Raw genomic sequence first — 15,575 nt, forward strand, 5'->3', positions numbered from 1 at the left:
TCGACCTCGACATGGAGTGCCGTACGTGAAGATTCTCTGGATTCTGCCCTACCTGCCCTGGCCCATGACCAGCGGCGGCAAGACCCGCCAGTTCCACCTGTTGCGCACCCTGAGCGAGCGCGGGCACCGCATCACCTTGCTGGTGCAGTCGAAAACCGCGGCCGATGCCGCCACCCGCGCTGCCCTCGAGCCCTGGCTGGAGCGCCTGATCGTGGTGCCCCGGCGCCCGCTGAAGCACCCAGTCACGGTGCTGGCCGGGCTGTTCGCGCCCTGGCCGCTGCTGACCACGGTCAACGGCGTATCGCGCCCGTTGCGCGAGCGTTTCGACAGCCTGCTGCAGGAGCCCTGGGATGTGATCCAGGTCGAACACAGCTACAGCCTGCAACCTTATCTGCAGTCGCTGCGGCAAGCCGGCCGGGACTTCGTGCTCACCGAACACAACCTCGAATCGAGCCTCGGCGGGGCGACCTATGATCGCTTCCCGGCCTGGGCCAGCCTCTTCGTGCGCTACGACCAATGGCGCTGCCGACAGTGGGAGCGCAAGGCGTTCGACGCCGCCCGACAAGTGGTGGCGGTGACCGAAACCGATGCCCAGGCCATGCGCCAGCTGACCCGCACTCCGGTGGAAGTGGTGGTCAACGGCGTCGACAGCCGCAGCTTCGCCGAGGTCGCGGCCGACCCGCAGGGCCAGCGCGTGCTGTTTGTCGGCAACTACGAATACGCGCCGAACCTGGACGCCGTGCAGTGGCTGCTCGACGAGATTTTCCCCCGGGTCTGGAGCCACTGCCCCGAGGCACGCCTGGCGGTGACCGGCTATGCCTTGCCGGACAGCTGGCCCGAGCAGTGGACCGACAGCCGCATCGAATGGGTCGGCTTCGTGCCCGACCTGCCCGAACTGCAACGCCGCTGCGCGCTGTTCATCGCGCCTTTGCGCCACGGCGGCGGCTCCAAGCTCAAGGTACTGGAAGCCATGGCCGCCGGCCTGCCGCTGGTCAGTACCGGGCAAGGCGCTTCGGGCCTGGCCATCCGCGACGGCGAACACTACCTGGCCGGCGCCGATGCCCAGGCCCTGGCCGACGGGGTGATCCGCCTGCTGCGCGAACCGTCCCTGGCCGCGCGCCTGGCCGATGCCGCCCGCCTGTATGCCCGTCAGCATCACGACTGGGCGGTGGCCGGCGACGAACTGGAACGGCTCTACCGGACACTGCCCTCTCCACAGGAGCATCCCGCATGCGTGTAGCCCTCGATTATCGTGCGGCCACGGTCGCGCCCTCCTCCGGCATCGCCCGTCAGGTCAAGGCCCTGGAACAGGCCCTGCGCGCACGCGCAGACACCGAATTGCTGCTGGTCAGCGAAGCGCCGCTGGAACATGCGCAACGCCAGACCGCACTCTGCCCGGCGTGGCCGAGCCCCCTCGATGGCCTGCAGCGCCCCGGTGTGCGCCTGCGCTTCGAGCGCCAGTTCCTGCCGACGACCATTCGCGCGCAATCCATCGACCTGTATATCGCCACCGCCAACATGGGCTTGCCCATCGGCCACAAGCCAGCGGGCACCCGTTATGTACTGATCCTGCATGACCTGTTCCAGCTGACCCAGCGCAACTTTCACCGCTCGCGGCTCAAGGCCCTGGCCTATCGGCTGATCGACGCGGTGTCGATCGCCTGGTCGATCTGGGTCGCCGACGAAGTCTGGTGCCCTTCGCGGTTTTCCTGCCAGGAAGCAGCCCGGCTGTTCCCCTGGGCACGGCCGAAATTCCGTGTGCTGAACAACCTGGTGCCGGAATTCCAGGGCACTCCCGGCCCGCTGCCGGCGGGCCTGCCCGAACGCTACTGGTTGGCCGTCGGCACCCGGGAGCCGCGCAAGAACATGCCGTTCTTCATCGAGCAATGGCAGCGTTGCCGCGTGGAAAACCCGCACGTGCCGGAACTGGTATTGGTCGGGCACGCCAGCGACCTGCCGGCGAACCTGAGCGAGCTGCCCGGCCTGCATTGGGTCCATGGCATCAGCGACGAACAGTTGCAGGCCCTGTACCGGCACGCCGACTGCCTGTGGCAACCCTCCTACGCCGAAGGCTTCGGCCTGCCGGTGGTCGAGGCGCTGTGGCAGGGGACGCCAGTCGCCGTGGCGCGGGGCTCGGCCCTCGACGAAGTGGCGCCGCCCAGCGCGCGACGCTTCGACGCCCGAGATCGCGCCAGCCTGCGCGGCGCCCTGATCGAACAGGCGCAAGCCAGCGACCGCCCCGCCCCCGACACCCTGCGCGACTGGGCCCGGCAGTTTGCCGAACCGGCCTATCGCCAGCGCCTCGACACCTTGCTGACAGGGTTCTTTCACTGATGCTGCCAGGAAAATTCATCGGCCTGACCCTGGGGCTGATCTTCGGGGTCCTGCTGTGGGCCCTGCCACCGGCCAAGGTCATCCTCGTGGTGATCGGCCTGGCCGTGGCCCTGACACTGATCCGCAAGCCGCTGTGGGGCCTGCTGATCTTTGCCCTGCTGGCCACCAGCATTCCCTACACCACCCTGCAACTGGGGGTCCGCACCACCGTCAGCGAAGCGGTGCTGGGCCTGACCTGGGTCGGGGTGTTCTGGCAATCCTTCATCGGCAAGACCCGCAACCTGATGCTCTGGCGCCCCACCGAACGGGCCATGGCCTGGCTGATGCTGTTCAGCGCCATTCCCTTTGTCTGGGGCCTGCTGATCATCCACGCCGAAGGCAACGGCCCGGTGAACTGGGTGCGCTGGCTGATGAACCTGTCGCTGCTGTTCATGGTGCCGCTGCTGCTGCGCACCGAGGCCGACCGCGACAAGGTGGTGATCGCCCTGCTGCTGGGCAACCTGCTGATGCTGCTGTTGTCGATCGGCATGTTCATCAAGTCGCGCAACGCGATGTCGATGATCCCGATCCTCACCGACCTCAAGTACGCCCACCCGGAAGCGGTGCAGGACATCTTCTCCGCCAACTACCAGCGCATGGCATCGCCCTGGGTCCACCCCAACCTCACCGGCGGCGTGCTGGTGCTGTTCATTCCCATGGCGCTGCTCTATGGCTGGACCCAGAAAGGCGCGCGTCGCGCCCTCGGGCTGGCGGTGGCGATCCTCGGCTGCGCGGGGCTGCTGCTGAGCATTTCCCGCGGGGCGATCCTGGCCCTGGCCCTGGTGCTGGTCTGGCTGAGCTACAAGCGGGTGCCCTACAGCGGCCGGATCATCGGACTCGGCGCGGCCTTCGCGGTGGCCCTGGTGATGTTCTATCCGCCGCTGCAGGAACGCCTGATGACCATGTTCTCGGCGACCAACGCCAGTACCGAAGTGCGTTTCGACGAGTACGCGAAATTCCCCGAGGCCATGCTGCGCTACCCCCTGGGCATCGGTTTCAAGATCGACCCGCCAGTACAGGGCAGCGGCCTGCCGGGCATCTCCAACCTGTGGCTGAACTTCATCTACAAGATCGGCATCCCGGGGATGCTGCTGTTCATCACCGTCACCCTGATGTGGTGGCGCGAGGTGCGGCCGCTGGCGCCGATCCGCCAGGTGACGGCGGACAACGCGCTGTGGCTGGGCTGCATTTGCGGGCTGCTGGCGGCGTTGCTGACGGGCCTGTTCGACCACTACTTCAGTTTCACCTTCGTGCTGATCGGGCTGTTCTGGCTGTTGATGGGCATGAGCCTGCAACAGGTCCGGTTGCGCCCGGCCATCGTCCGCCCCCTCGCCCACTCCAAGGATAGCCACGCATGAAACACCGTATTTTCCATTCTGCGGATCTGCCGGAACGCCTGCCTGCCCTGGCCGCGGAGCTGGGGGTCAGCCACGACGAGCTGCTCGAGGCCTACAGCTGGGGACTGAACCATGACGTGCTGTTCGTCGAGGGCGACGGCGAGCAGGCGCGTTACAGCATTTGCTCGGTGGATATCGAACAGGTCATCGACCATCCCCTGGCCCGGCGCCTGTATGGCCGCCTGAAACGGGACGTCCCCACTAGCCTGGTGCCCCATTACGGCAAGAACCTGGTCACCCTCAAGGACCGCTGGCTGCGGGCCTGGGAGCAGGCCTACAACATCCTGATCAACAAGATCCCCAGCCACCACGTACGTCTCGCCTGGCTGCGCCTGGGCGGGGCGAAGATCGGCAAGGGCTCGAGCATCTGGCGCAACACCGAGGTGCTGGGCGTGGAAAACCTGGTGATGGGCGACGACAGCGTGATCGCCTGGCATTGCCAGGTGGATGCCCGGGCCGGGCTGATCATCGGCGACCATGTGGCGATCGCCTCCCACGTGCTGATCATCGCCGGCAGCCATGACCTGACCGCCCCCGAGTTCTGGTCGGTGTCCGCGCCGATTTACATCGACGACTACGCCTGGATCGCCAGCCGCGCCCTGATCGGCCATGGCGCGCATATCGGCCGCGGCGCGGTGGTGACCGCCAACACCGTGGTGGCCAAGGCCGTCGCGCCCTACAAGATCATCGGCGGCAGCGGCGCCAAACCCATGGGCGAGCGCCCCCACGAGCTGAACTACAAGGTGGGTGGCAAAGGCCTGTTCACCCTGTTCCACTGATGTTCGGCAGCACCCTGCTGCTGACCCTGGCCACCCTCGCCGGGCTGGTCGCCGGCTTTGCCCGCGAATGGCTGCTGGTGGCGGCTTGGGGGGCAGGCAACCGCAGCGATGCGTTCCTGGTCGCGGTGTTCATTCCCGAAGCCCTGCGCATGACCCTGGCGGCCGGCATCCTGGCGGCCGCGGCCCTGCCGCTGTATCAGCAGCGCGACCACCAGCGCCAGCACGCCTGGCTGGCCGGGCTGAGTCCACGGGTATTGGGCCTGGGCCTGGGACTGTACGCCCTGCTGGCCTTGAGTGCGCCGCTGTGGACCCGCCTGATCGGCCCCGGGCTCGGCATTGAGGCCCAGGCCGAAGCCGCCGCCAACCTGCGCAGTCTGGCCGCCTGCATTCCCGGCCTGCTCCTGCACGCACTGTTCAGCATTCCGCTGCACGCCCGGCAACGGTTCGTGCTGCCGGGGTTGGGTTCGCTGCTGTTCAACCTGCCGCCGGTGCTCTATCTGTTTTTCTACGGCCAGGCGAGCCTGGGCTCGGGCCTGGCGCTGGCGTTCCTGCTCGGCAGCCTGCTGATGTGCCTGTCACTGGTACCGGCGATCTGGCAAACCGGCTGGCGCCCCTGGCAGGTCCGCGGGGATGCCGGCGCCGGACGGGAACTGCTCGGCCGCCTCGGCCCGCTGCTGACCAGCAACCTGGCCAGCCAAGGCCTGGCGCTGGTGGAACGCCTGGTCGCCAGCTACCTGGGCGACGGCGCGGTGACCTGGGTCAACCTGGCACGCAAACTGATCAACCTGCCGTTGATTGCCCTGATGAGCCTGAACCAGGTCCTGCTCGGCCTGATGAGCGGCAAGTCCGGCGACCAGCGCCTGGGCCTGCTGCAACGCGGCCTCGACGCCGCGACCCTGTTGAGCCTGCCCGCCGCGCTCGGCCTGGTGGGCGCCAGCCCGGCGCTGATCCACTGGCTGCTACCCGCGCAAAGCACCGACGGCCCGCTGCCGGCGCTGCTCGGCTGGTTCGCCGTGTCCCTGGTGTTCGGTGCCTGGAGCGCCATGCTCGCACGTTACGCCTATGCCGCCGGCGATACCCGCACGCCGCTGCACTGCGAACTGCTCGGCAGCTTGCTCAACGCGGTGCTGCTGGCGGGCCTGCCGCCGGTCGCTGGGCTGACGGCGATTCCGCTGGCGGCTCTCGGCGGCGTGATCCTGACCAACCTGTTGCTGATGCAGCGCCAACAGTTGCTCGGCCTGATCGGCTGGCCGCTGCGCTGGGCCTTGAGCGCGGTGTTGCTGGGGACGGCAGCACTGCTGTTGCATCCGCTGCTGAATGTCTGGCTGCAACTGGGGCTCAGCACCCTGGCCGGGTTGCTCCTGCTGATCGCCTTGGGTCTCTGGTTGAAACCCTGGCGAACCTGAGCGAGGGCGGCGCCGGGTTGACCTGCTGTCACACTTGTCCGTTATAAATGCCGGCAACCCTCGACCCGGCAGCCTGTATTTCTAGGATCGGCGTTTGGACGCTAAGCTTGGACTATGGATGACTCAGACTACCTGCGCCTGCTCACCATTCAGGCCGAACAAGCCAATGCATTCCTGTCCAATGCACGCAAATGGGAGCGTGAGCGTTGGGTCTGCCAGCGCCTGCTGCAAGGCTTGAACATCCCCTACCGTAACGACGAGTTCACGCCCGCCGGGCAGGAGCCGCCGGACGTACTGTTCCGCGAGGCCAGTTTCGAGGTGTTCTTCGTGCTGGACGAAGGCCGTCGCCTCAACGACGAATGGCGCGATGAATTGCAGCGCCGCCGCAGCGCTTTCTCCCTCAGCCAGCTGGTGCGACGCGAGGCCAAGCCCAAGCGCATCCCGGCCAACGAACTGCTGCTCAGGCTCGCCCCGACCCTGCGCAAGAAGGCCCATAACTACAAGGAACGCGGTATGGACCTGGGGGAGCTGGACATCATCGCCTTCGCCAGCCTCAAGCGCGAAGTGCTGGACCTCAACAGCCACTTCCCGCCGCCGACCGAATACCTGCGCCAGGGCTGGCGCTCGTTGTCGCTGGTCGGGCCGACCTTCGCCCGCGTGCTGTTCGCCCACCCCGACGCGCCGGATTTTTTGCGCGCCAACCTCGGGCGCAGCATCCTCTTCGACGTCGGTATCAGCCTGTAGGCCGTCGCCCCGGGCCTGGTAGCCATTCGTGGCGTGGCGCGAATACCCTGGCCAATGGTACAAAGTACAATCATTCGCGGGATGACCGGCAGCGAGCGACTAAGCTCCGGGCAATGCCCCGTGGCCCGACACGATGGCACAGCGCTGTAACCTTCATACTGTTCGCAACGTCTAGCTGACGAGGCTTTTTATGACCAGCCGCCTGAACCCCGACGACCAACGCCATGTCGAAGAATACCTGCAACTGGCCCAACACCGCGTCGAGCGCCGGCCCTTCCGGCCGTGGATGCTCCTGCTGGTGGTACTGGCCTTCACCATTGGCCTGGGCCTGCTGAGCCGCTTTATCAGTTACCTGACGCTATGAGCTGCCTTGCGCTCGCTCGGGTAACCGTCCCGATTTCCTTTAGCCTTGCGAGATATCCCCATGACTCATCGTATTGTCATCGTTGGCGGCGGCGCCGGCGGTCTGGAGTTGGCTACCCGTCTGGGTAAGACTCTGGGCAAGCGCGGCACCGCCAGTGTGATGCTGGTCGACGCGAACCTGACCCACATCTGGAAACCCTTGCTGCATGAAGTGGCCGCCGGGTCGCTGAACTCTTCCGAAGACGAACTCAACTATGTCGCCCAAGCCAAATGGAACCACTTCGAGTTCCAATTGGGCCGCATGAGCGGGCTCGACCGGCAGCAGAAAAAGATCCAGCTGGCCGCCACCTACGACGAAAACGGCCTGGAGCTGCTGCCCGCCCGCGAACTGGGCTACGACACCCTGGTGCTCGCCGTGGGTAGCACCACCAACGACTTCGGCACCCAGGGCGCGGCCCAGCACTGCCTGTTCCTCGATACGCGCAAACAGGCCGAGCGCTTCCATCAGCAACTGCTCAACCACTACCTGCGCGCCCACGCCGGGCAGACCGATGCGGTGGAACAGATCAGCGTGGCCATAGTCGGGGCCGGCGCCACCGGTGTCGAACTGGCCGCCGAACTGCACAACGCCGCCCATGAGCTGGCGGCTTACGGCCTGGACCGGATCAAGCCGGAAAACATGCACATCACCCTGATCGAGGCCGGCCCGCGGGTGCTGCCGGCCCTGCCCGAGCGAATCGGCGGCCCGGTGCACAAGACCCTGGAAAAACTCGGGGTTAAGGTGATGACCAATGCCGCGGTCAGCGAAGTGACGGCCGACAGCCTGATCACCGCCGATGGCCAGGTGATTCCCGCCAGCCTGAAAGTCTGGGCCGCGGGGATCCGCGCGCCGGGCTTCCTCAAGGACATCGACGGCCTGGAAACCAACCGCATCAACCAACTGCAGGTATTGCCGACCCTGCAGACCACCCGCGACGAAAACATCTTCGCCTTCGGCGACTGCGCCGCCTGCCCACAACCGGGCTCCGATCGCAACGTTCCACCACGGGCCCAGGCCGCCCACCAGCAGGCATCGCTGCTGACCAAGTCGCTGAAACTGCGCCTCGAAGGCAAGGCCCTGCCGGAGTACAAGTACACCGACTACGGCTCGCTGATCTCGCTGTCGCGCTTCTCGGCCGTGGGTAACCTGATGGGCAACCTGACCGGCAGCGTGATGCTCGAAGGCTGGCTGGCGCGGATGTTCTATGTGTCGTTGTACCGCATGCATCAGATGGCGCTCTACGGACCGTTCCGCACCGCCATGCTGATGCTCGGCAGCCGGATCGGCCGCGGTACCGAGCCACGACTCAAGCTGCACTGAATCAGCCGCGGAAAGAAATGCTCCAGGAGACTGGAGCATTTTTCCCCACCGCGACTCAAGGCCGAGCCGGATATCAAGGGTTGGCTTCACTCATCGGGAACAGCCTGATGCCCCTGTATGGCAAGGGGTAGGAGATCTGGCTCGTTTATTGATAACTCAAGGTAAAGGTGGCACTTGCGTTTGCTTTGCCAGGAATGATTTTCGGACCTGTCTTGATATAGTTTGCCTTGAGCGGAATCGTGACGGATATGTTGCCGAACTCTCCAACTTGCCACTGGTTGAGGGTGTTGGGGGCCGACGAGTCGGGGCCGTACATTATCGCTTTACCAGTGTCGCCATGCCTTATCTGCACCCCGATCCCCTCCGCCGAAGAGCCAGCAGAGAGAGAAAGCGTATCGGATGTATTGGCAGGGTTTTGGGCATCAGTAAATGTGATGAACATCCGAGTGCTGGACTGTTGCTCTCCGCCTTCGCATTGGAGCTTGAGATTGAGCGCTCTCATCTGCCCCCCTTCGTTGTCTATATTCTGGATGGTGGGTTTCCCCAGGTCCACGGTTGTATTGGGCGTGAGAAGCGTGCAGGTCGGAACGTTGGGCTTTAAGATTATTGGCGGCAGCATGTACTTTATGACTTCTTGCCCATCCAGAAAAACACTCGCCACATGGCCATCAAGGGTTCCACCCGCAGTAACTTTCCCAGTCTTCACTATAGATACGGTATAACTAGTAAAGCTGGGGATTTTTCCGCCCCTTGAAGTACTATACTTGCGAGGCAAGAGCGTCCCACTTTCATTAAACATCATGCCAATGCCACTAACGGCAGTTGAATAAATATAATTCCCCAAATATAAATTCATACCTTCATAACGCACAGAAACGGCACCAGTATTTGATTCACAATTAAAATCCCCAGGGCTCCCTAAGCCCCCTCTAATGGTATGGAGTATCGTTCCATTAGGTACACTCGGGCTGAAACTTACAGGTTTGGGGGTAGCCCCCAGGTTCTGAGAGTGTGGAATCGGTATACTGAATGTGCAAGCGGCATATGATTCAATGGCGAACAACGCCAAAAATACCATGAGGATCGGCTTTATCATTTTCCAAAGGCTCATATAACGGAATAACCGATGACAATACTGAAAACCTTATAAATATGACACTTCCACTGGGGGCTTTTCAGAAATGTCTCAAGGCTATTTCCGAGCCGATCTCCCTGTCTCGATAGGGCTCGAACTCCAATTCGCTGCCTGCCATAGGACCGGCTCACCACCTCTATTCAAGTAACTACCCCACCTTTGCAAGGTAACCAGGCCAGGCCAAATCAAACCTCGATACCCGCGCCCTCCTCCCTCTATATAGGCTCCGTTCCTGCAACATACCGACGCCCCCCACTAGCCACACGCAACGCACTCTGGAAACACCGTCGAATTAGTTCGATAGCCAACGAATCGAAACATATCGAACGACCTCCTGACATCATCCGTAAAAATGCGCTTCATGACGCAGCGATTACGAACAGCGTTCAATTAGGCGATCAACCAGCCCCACTAAAGCGACTCTTGATACTCCCCTCAAACGAACGATCAGCATTTAAGAATCTTCTTATTGAAATGCCACCTTCAAAAAAGTAAAGAGCCATAAACGATCTAAAGCGCACCTCTTTTAAGATTCTTCTGATTGATCGATTTTAACTAGATACGCAAAAATCGAACCTCCCACTTTAAGTAGGCGTATCAGATGTCCAAACTTCTCAAAAGTGTTCTTTCAATGGCTATCGCTGGTGCGGTAAGCACCTCCGCCATGGCGGCAGATGGCACCATCAACTTCACCGGTGAGATCATCGCGGCATCCTGTGCCATTACCGGCGGCGCCGGTACTACTGTCGGTGGTAGCGCCGGCGCCCAATCCATCGATATCGGCCTCGGCAAGGTCAGCAGCGACTCGCTCGGCAGCACTGCTGGCGGCGGCATCGTCGGCGGCAAGAGCATCAACCTGAACCTGGATTGCGGCGGCACTGCGGCCGGCTTGACCTCCGTCAAGCTCCAGTTCGACCCGAACAGTGGTTCCGGCGTCGACAGCAAGAACGGTTCGCTGCTGAAAACCACCGGCACCGCAACCGGCGTAGGCATCGGGCTTTACGACGGCAGCAACAAACTGCTGAACCTCGCCGCGAACGAAACCATCAGTGGCGCACTGGAAAAAACCGGTGAAGCCGAAACCACCAAGTACACCGCCAAGCTGAACCTGCGGGCAGGTTATGTGGCCAACGGCGCCACGATCGCCGCAGGTACCGCGAACGGCACCCTGCCGTTTACCTTGACCTACGAGTAACCCGCGCCCAAGGGAGGGGTCCAGGCCCCTCCCTCCGACCTGGAGCCGCTATGAAAGCCTCATCATTGACACGTACCGTATTCGCCAGCGCCATGATGCTCTTTGCTTCGATGGCCAGTGCCGGCATTACGCTGGATGGCACACGCGTCGTCTTTGCTGCGCCAGCCAAGGAAACATCCGTCATCGTCAGAAACCAGGGTTCGAATGACATCATGGTCCAGTCCTGGGTCGAACCAAACAGCAACGGAGCCGATGCCGACGTACCGTTCGCCATCACCCCCCCACTCGTTCGCCTTGGAGGCAAGAAGCAGCAAGTCCTGCGCATCCTCTACCTGGGCCAGGGGCTGCCGACCAACAAGGAATCCGTGTTCTGGCTGGCCGTGCAGGAGATCCCGCAAAAAGCCAAGAACGAGAATGCCCTGCAGATTGCCATACGCCAGCGCGTGAAACTGTTCTATCGACCGGCCAATCTGCCGGACATCGCCGCAAATGCAGCCAAGAGCCTGCAATGGAAGCTGGTGGAACAAGGTGGCAAAACCGCGCTTTCAGTGACCAACCCTTCCGCGTACCACGTGTCCTTCTCCGGCAGCACCGTGAAGTTGCGCACCGGCAAGGACACTGCCCCCTATACCGCGGCCATGGAAATGCTGGCACCGGGAGCTACACGCGTAGCTGTGCTCAAAGGCGCGCCTGGCGTGAGGTCCGGAGCCGGATTGGTGGAATTCGACAGCATCAACGATTACGGCGGGCTGGACCGAGTCACCAGCAAACTTTCCAACTAACGAAAGCACAGCCGCCATTCGCACCGCCCGCTAGAACGCGAAGCTTTACCTAATCCGACTTTTTAATCAGATCACTGCCTCGGGCATCCGATGCATGATCGAAAGGATTTCGCATGCCCATTTTTCAGAGAGAGCTCAGCTTCAGGATCGCCCGGCGTGCGTGCGCGAGTTGCCTCATGGCATTGGGATTGACCTCGAAGCTGTCCGCCGCGGAGGTCGAGTTCAACGACTCCTTTCTGAAAATGGATGGCGCTGCGGTGGACCTCAAGTCTTTTGAGAAAGGTAGCGCCGTTCCACCAGGCACCTACAGCGTCGACCTCTTTCTGAACAACGTACTGATCAAGCGCCAGGAAATCACCTTCAGCGCCGATGCATCCGGGCACATCAAACCTGTCGTCTCTCTTGGACTGCTCAAGGAACTGGGACTCAACGCAGGCAAAGCCCAGCAGGAAGGACTTATCGGCATCGACGCCAAGGATGAACTACCGATCGACATCAGCGCCCAGATCACCGGCGCCACGGTGGATTTCGACGTCACCAACCTGGCATTGCAGTTCAGCATTCCGCAGGCATATGTCCAGCGCTATTCGCACGGTTACGTTGACCCGTCGATTTGGGACGAAGGGATCACCGCCTTCTACAGCGACTACCAGGCCAACTTCAACCGCAACACCAACCAGGGAATGAAGAACGACTACCACAGCCTGAACCTGCGCAACGGCTTCAATATCGCCGGGTGGCGCTTTCGTAACGAATCCGCCCTGACCGGCGGAACCGGTACGAAAAACGAGTTCAAGAGCAACCGCACCTATCTGGAGCGCGACGTGCAGCGCCTGAAAGGCAAGCTTTCCCTGGGCGAGCTGTACACCCCTGGCGAGATATTCGATAGCGTTCGTTTTCGCGGCGCGCAGATCGCTTCGGACCTCGGCATGCTGCCCGACAACGAGATCGGCTATGCACCCGTGATCCGTGGCATCGCCGAAACCAATGCCACCGTCGAAGTGCGGCAGAACGGCTACGTGATCTATTCCGCGTCGGTACCACCTGGCGCCTTCGAGTTCACTGACATCTATCCCAGCGGCTCCAACGGCGACCTGCAGATCAAGATCATCGAAGCGGACGGTCGTGTACGCGAGTATCAGCAGTCCTATGCCTACCAGCCGGTCATGACACGGCGCGGCAATCTTCGCTACAGCGTCACCGCCGGTGAATACCGCTCCACCGACCAGCCGTCACCATCGTTCACCCAAGGCACAGCGGTCTACGGCGTGACAGATAACCTTACCGGTTATGGCGGCGCGCTGCTCGCCCAGGACTATCGCGCAGCCAACCTTGGCGCAGGCGTGAACTCCAGCATCGGCGGCATTTCCTTCGACGTGACCAGCAGCGAATCGAAAACCCTGAACGGCAAGACAAACAAGGGTCACAGTGCCCGCTTCCTGTACTCCAAGACGCTGAGCGCCACGGAGACCACCTTCACCATGGCCGGCTACCGCTACTCCACCGAAGGCTATCGCAGCTTCAGCCAGCATGTGGATGACCTTCTACGCTGGGACCGTGCAGGCCTTGGAGCACAAAAGAGCCGAATCAACCTCAGGGTGAACCAGACTCTTTCACAACGAGGATCGCTGTATATCAGCATGGACGAAACCAACTACTGGAAACAGCAGGGCCGTACGCGCAACTGGCAATTTGGTTATGGCAGCAGCATCGCCAACATCAGCTACAACTTTGCGATATCGCGCACCCAGAGCGATCCCATGAACGGTGGTTCGGATACACAATTCACCGCCAACATCAGCATGCCGCTGGGAGGACCGGGTAGCTCTCACCAAATCTCCAGCAACGCCATCAGCTCGAGCAAAGGCGACTCCTCGCTGCAGTCGAGCGTATCCGGCTACCTGGACGATCAGGCAACTCTCAGCTACTCGGCACAGGCAGGCCACAGCAAAAGAAACGGTAACACTGCCGGCGCCAGCCTGGACTGGGACACCCCCGTCGCCAAACTGCGTGGCAACTACAACCAGGGTCGCGATGACAAGCATGTCGACCTGAACGCCTCCGGCTCGTTGCTGGCACACAGTGGCGGCGTTACCCTCGGTCAACCCCTTGGCGAAACCTTCGGTTTGCTGGAGATTCCGGAAGTCGGCGGCGTCGGTGTATCCGGCTGGAACGCCGTGCGTACCAATGGCAAGGGGTATGCGGTAATACCCTATATGCAGCCCTATCGCTACAACTGGGTGAACCTGGATACTCAGACCCTGGGCACAGATACCGAGATCAGTGAAACCTCAAAGGTCTTGGTGCCAACTCGTGGCGCCATCGTCAAGGCAACCTACGCCGCACAGACCGGGCGCCGCCTGCAATTCATCCTGCGCCCGGAGCAAGACAGCCCCATCCCCTTTGGCGCCCAAGGGTACGACGAACAAGGCAAGCCTCTGGGCATGGTCGACAACCTGTCGCGCCTGTTGGTCTTTGGCGTTCCCGACCAGGGCCGATTGGAGATTCGCTGGGCAGAAGGCTCCTGTGCGGTGGACTACAAGCTGCCGCCAGCAAACAAGGACCTGGCATACGAACGCGTGGATGGTCTTTGCAGGGCTTTATAGCAGCCATGGCCGTGCCCTCAATGAGGACGATACAGATGCGTCAATTAATCACACTTCTTGTTACCCTTGGTTGCGCGGTACTAGCCGAGTCAGCGCTCTCAGCATGTACTTGGACTTATGAAAGGGCTCCGCAGTCCACATATCAGATAAATGCTCCAAGTTCCCTCACCGTTAGTCGGGTTCCAATCGGAGGGATACTCGCAAGCTTTTCGCAGAGGGTAGGCTTACAGGAAGGGATCCAATGCCCAAGGGGAAACATATTAAATACAACGATCGATATTGGATTTCCACCCTCTGCAATTCCCAATGTCTACCAGACGAGCGTGCCAGGCATTGGCATACGTGTCATTGCCTCAAGGATAAATGCCGGTGGCAAGGGTGCCGTATATAACTTCCCCGGCCAGTTAGTCATTGATGGCGCCTCAGTCCGTTCCCCCTACCTCCCCACCTATATCTACGTCGAATTCGTCCGTACGGAAGTCGCGGTGGGTTCAGGAGAAATACCTGTCAACTTCACAGCCGAATTCGCCTCACCGTCGGATAGCGGCTTGACCCCGAGCACAGTCACTTATGTGTCTACAGGCACCACAAATCTGGATAACAACTTCTTTTTCAGCAGCTGTGAGTCCCAGGAACCTACCAAGACCGTCCCCATGGGAAAGATCGCTATTTCCAATATCCAATCCGGCGCAGCACTGGAACAACGCTATACCTTCGAAGTGCGCTGCCGCGGCATGCGGCCGACAAAACCGGCACCGATGAAAGTCTACTTCGAAGGCAACTCGACTGCCGCCGGCATGCTGAATCTGACAGGAGCCGGTCAGCCCGGCGTTGCCAAAGGCGTGGTTATCGAAGTGAAAGATGACAAGGGCAGCAAACTGCCTTTCAACAAGCCTGGCGCGATCAGCTTGGATTGGCAGCGCAGCGAAGTCGATGCCGAGATCTACCGTTTCTCTGGTGTGGCCCGCTATACAGCGAGCGGCGGCGAGATAAAAGCTGGCAAGGCAGATGCAACGATGACCTACGTGCTCGACTACAACTGAGCTCATTCATTGCAAACGCGGCATGCAGCCAGATTTCGGGCAAAAAAAATCCCCGTATCTTTCGATACGGGGATTTCTAATATGGTCGGGGTAAGGGGATTCGAACTCCTGACATCCTGCTCCCAAAGCAGGCGCGCTACCGGACTGCGCTATACCCCGGTAAAAAAAAGGCACCTTTAAAAGGCGCCTTCTGCGAACAGAGCTTTTGGCGTCTGATCTTAAGATTCGATCCCAGCGAACTGGTTTCAAAAATGGTGGGTCGTGCAGGATTCGAACCTGCGACCAATTGGTTAAAAGCCAACTGCTCTACCAACTGAGCTAACGACCCAAATATGGTCGGGTAAGGGGATTCGAACTCCTGACATCCTGCTCCCAAAGCAGGCGCGCTACCG

At 61.4% G+C, this 15,575-nt stretch carries 13 protein-coding genes and 2 tRNA genes; 12 read left to right on the plus strand and 3 right to left on the minus strand.

Going from position 1 to position 15,575, the window contains the following annotated elements; genetic code table 11:
* Positions 1-25 precede the first annotated feature (25 nt).
* From ACQKQA_RS20835 to ACQKQA_RS20870, 8 genes are all read left to right on the plus strand, one after another.
* Positions 26-1,240, plus strand: coding sequence for a glycosyltransferase family 4 protein (locus ACQKQA_RS20835; protein ID WP_427561746.1), 1,215 nt, complete (start codon positions 26-28; stop codon positions 1,238-1,240).
* Positions 1,231-2,334, plus strand: coding sequence for a glycosyltransferase family 4 protein (locus ACQKQA_RS20840; protein ID WP_427561749.1), 1,104 nt, complete (start codon positions 1,231-1,233; stop codon positions 2,332-2,334). Before ACQKQA_RS20835 ends, ACQKQA_RS20840 begins: the two co-directional genes overlap by 10 nt.
* A complete protein-coding gene (locus ACQKQA_RS20845; protein WP_427561752.1) occupies positions 2,334-3,731 on the plus strand; it encodes an O-antigen ligase family protein in 1,398 nt (465 codons plus the stop codon). The genes ACQKQA_RS20840 and ACQKQA_RS20845 overlap by 1 nt, the downstream gene beginning before the upstream one ends.
* Positions 3,728-4,549, plus strand: coding sequence for an acyltransferase (locus ACQKQA_RS20850; protein ID WP_427561755.1), 822 nt, complete (start codon positions 3,728-3,730; stop codon positions 4,547-4,549). Before ACQKQA_RS20845 ends, ACQKQA_RS20850 begins: the two co-directional genes overlap by 4 nt.
* Entirely contained in the window at positions 4,549-5,955 is a 1,407-nt protein-coding gene (locus ACQKQA_RS20855; RefSeq protein ID WP_427561758.1) for a lipid II flippase MurJ, read from the plus strand. The genes ACQKQA_RS20850 and ACQKQA_RS20855 overlap by 1 nt, the downstream gene beginning before the upstream one ends.
* Before the next feature lie 114 nt (positions 5,956-6,069).
* Positions 6,070-6,699, plus strand: coding sequence for a DUF1780 domain-containing protein (locus tag ACQKQA_RS20860; RefSeq protein WP_427561761.1), 630 nt, complete (start codon positions 6,070-6,072; stop codon positions 6,697-6,699).
* Positions 6,700-6,889: 190 nt separating this feature from the next.
* A complete protein-coding gene (locus ACQKQA_RS20865; protein ID WP_427561763.1) occupies positions 6,890-7,063 on the plus strand; it encodes a DUF3094 family protein in 174 nt (57 codons plus the stop codon).
* 60 nt (positions 7,064-7,123) lie between these two features.
* Positions 7,124-8,422: an NAD(P)/FAD-dependent oxidoreductase gene (locus ACQKQA_RS20870; RefSeq protein ID WP_427561766.1), complete on the plus strand. Its 1,299-nt coding sequence runs from the start codon at positions 7,124-7,126 to the stop codon at positions 8,420-8,422.
* A gap of 145 nt (positions 8,423-8,567) precedes the next feature.
* On the opposite strand, the gene ACQKQA_RS20875 is transcribed toward ACQKQA_RS20870, so the two are convergent.
* Positions 8,568-9,533, minus strand: a complete 966-nt coding sequence (locus tag ACQKQA_RS20875; protein WP_427561769.1) for a fimbrial protein — start codon at positions 9,531-9,533, stop codon at positions 8,568-8,570.
* Between the two features lie 625 nt (positions 9,534-10,158).
* Here ACQKQA_RS20875 and ACQKQA_RS20880 point away from each other — a divergent pair.
* From ACQKQA_RS20880 to ACQKQA_RS20895, 4 genes are all read left to right on the plus strand, one after another.
* Positions 10,159-10,752, plus strand: coding sequence for a fimbrial protein (locus tag ACQKQA_RS20880; protein ID WP_427561772.1), 594 nt, complete (start codon positions 10,159-10,161; stop codon positions 10,750-10,752).
* Between the two features lie 50 nt (positions 10,753-10,802).
* Positions 10,803-11,534 (plus strand): fimbrial biogenesis chaperone, encoded by a 732-nt coding sequence (locus tag ACQKQA_RS20885; protein ID WP_427561775.1) that lies wholly within the window; start codon positions 10,803-10,805, stop codon positions 11,532-11,534.
* A gap of 113 nt (positions 11,535-11,647) precedes the next feature.
* Entirely contained in the window at positions 11,648-14,140 is a 2,493-nt protein-coding gene (locus ACQKQA_RS20890) for a fimbria/pilus outer membrane usher protein (RefSeq protein ID WP_427561778.1), read from the plus strand.
* Positions 14,141-14,175: 35 nt separating this feature from the next.
* Positions 14,176-15,183: a fimbrial protein gene (locus ACQKQA_RS20895; RefSeq protein ID WP_427561781.1), complete on the plus strand. Its 1,008-nt coding sequence runs from the start codon at positions 14,176-14,178 to the stop codon at positions 15,181-15,183.
* Between the two features lie 82 nt (positions 15,184-15,265).
* On the opposite strand, the gene ACQKQA_RS20900 is transcribed toward ACQKQA_RS20895, so the two are convergent.
* Positions 15,266-15,342: transfer RNA gene (locus ACQKQA_RS20900), tRNA-Pro, on the minus strand.
* Between the two features lie 93 nt (positions 15,343-15,435).
* A tRNA-Lys gene (locus ACQKQA_RS20905) sits at positions 15,436-15,511 on the minus strand.
* Positions 15,512-15,575: the final 64 nt, after the last annotated feature.

It is taken from the genome of Pseudomonas sp. NPDC089530, from assembly GCF_050280705.1.
GTDB lineage: Bacteria > Pseudomonadota > Gammaproteobacteria > Pseudomonadales > Pseudomonadaceae > Aquipseudomonas.

Coding starts and splice junctions, on each gene's coding strand:
- ACQKQA_RS20840 (WP_427561749.1), top strand. CDS start 1,231: ATGCGTGTAGCCCTCGATTATCGTGCGGCCACGGTCGCGCCCTCCTCC.
- ACQKQA_RS20845 (WP_427561752.1), top strand. CDS start 2,334: ATGCTGCCAGGAAAATTCATCGGCCTGACCCTGGGGCTGATCTTCGGG.
- ACQKQA_RS20850 (WP_427561755.1), top strand. CDS start 3,728: ATGAAACACCGTATTTTCCATTCTGCGGATCTGCCGGAACGCCTGCCT.
- ACQKQA_RS20855 (WP_427561758.1), top strand. CDS start 4,549: ATGTTCGGCAGCACCCTGCTGCTGACCCTGGCCACCCTCGCCGGGCTG.
- ACQKQA_RS20860 (WP_427561761.1), top strand. CDS start 6,070: ATGGATGACTCAGACTACCTGCGCCTGCTCACCATTCAGGCCGAACAA.
- ACQKQA_RS20865 (WP_427561763.1), top strand. CDS start 6,890: ATGACCAGCCGCCTGAACCCCGACGACCAACGCCATGTCGAAGAATAC.
- ACQKQA_RS20870 (WP_427561766.1), top strand. CDS start 7,124: ATGACTCATCGTATTGTCATCGTTGGCGGCGGCGCCGGCGGTCTGGAG.
- ACQKQA_RS20875 (WP_427561769.1), bottom strand. CDS start 9,533: ATGAGCCTTTGGAAAATGATAAAGCCGATCCTCATGGTATTTTTGGCG.
- ACQKQA_RS20880 (WP_427561772.1), top strand. CDS start 10,159: ATGTCCAAACTTCTCAAAAGTGTTCTTTCAATGGCTATCGCTGGTGCG.
- ACQKQA_RS20885 (WP_427561775.1), top strand. CDS start 10,803: ATGAAAGCCTCATCATTGACACGTACCGTATTCGCCAGCGCCATGATG.
- ACQKQA_RS20890 (WP_427561778.1), top strand. CDS start 11,648: ATGCCCATTTTTCAGAGAGAGCTCAGCTTCAGGATCGCCCGGCGTGCG.
- ACQKQA_RS20895 (WP_427561781.1), top strand. CDS start 14,176: ATGCGTCAATTAATCACACTTCTTGTTACCCTTGGTTGCGCGGTACTA.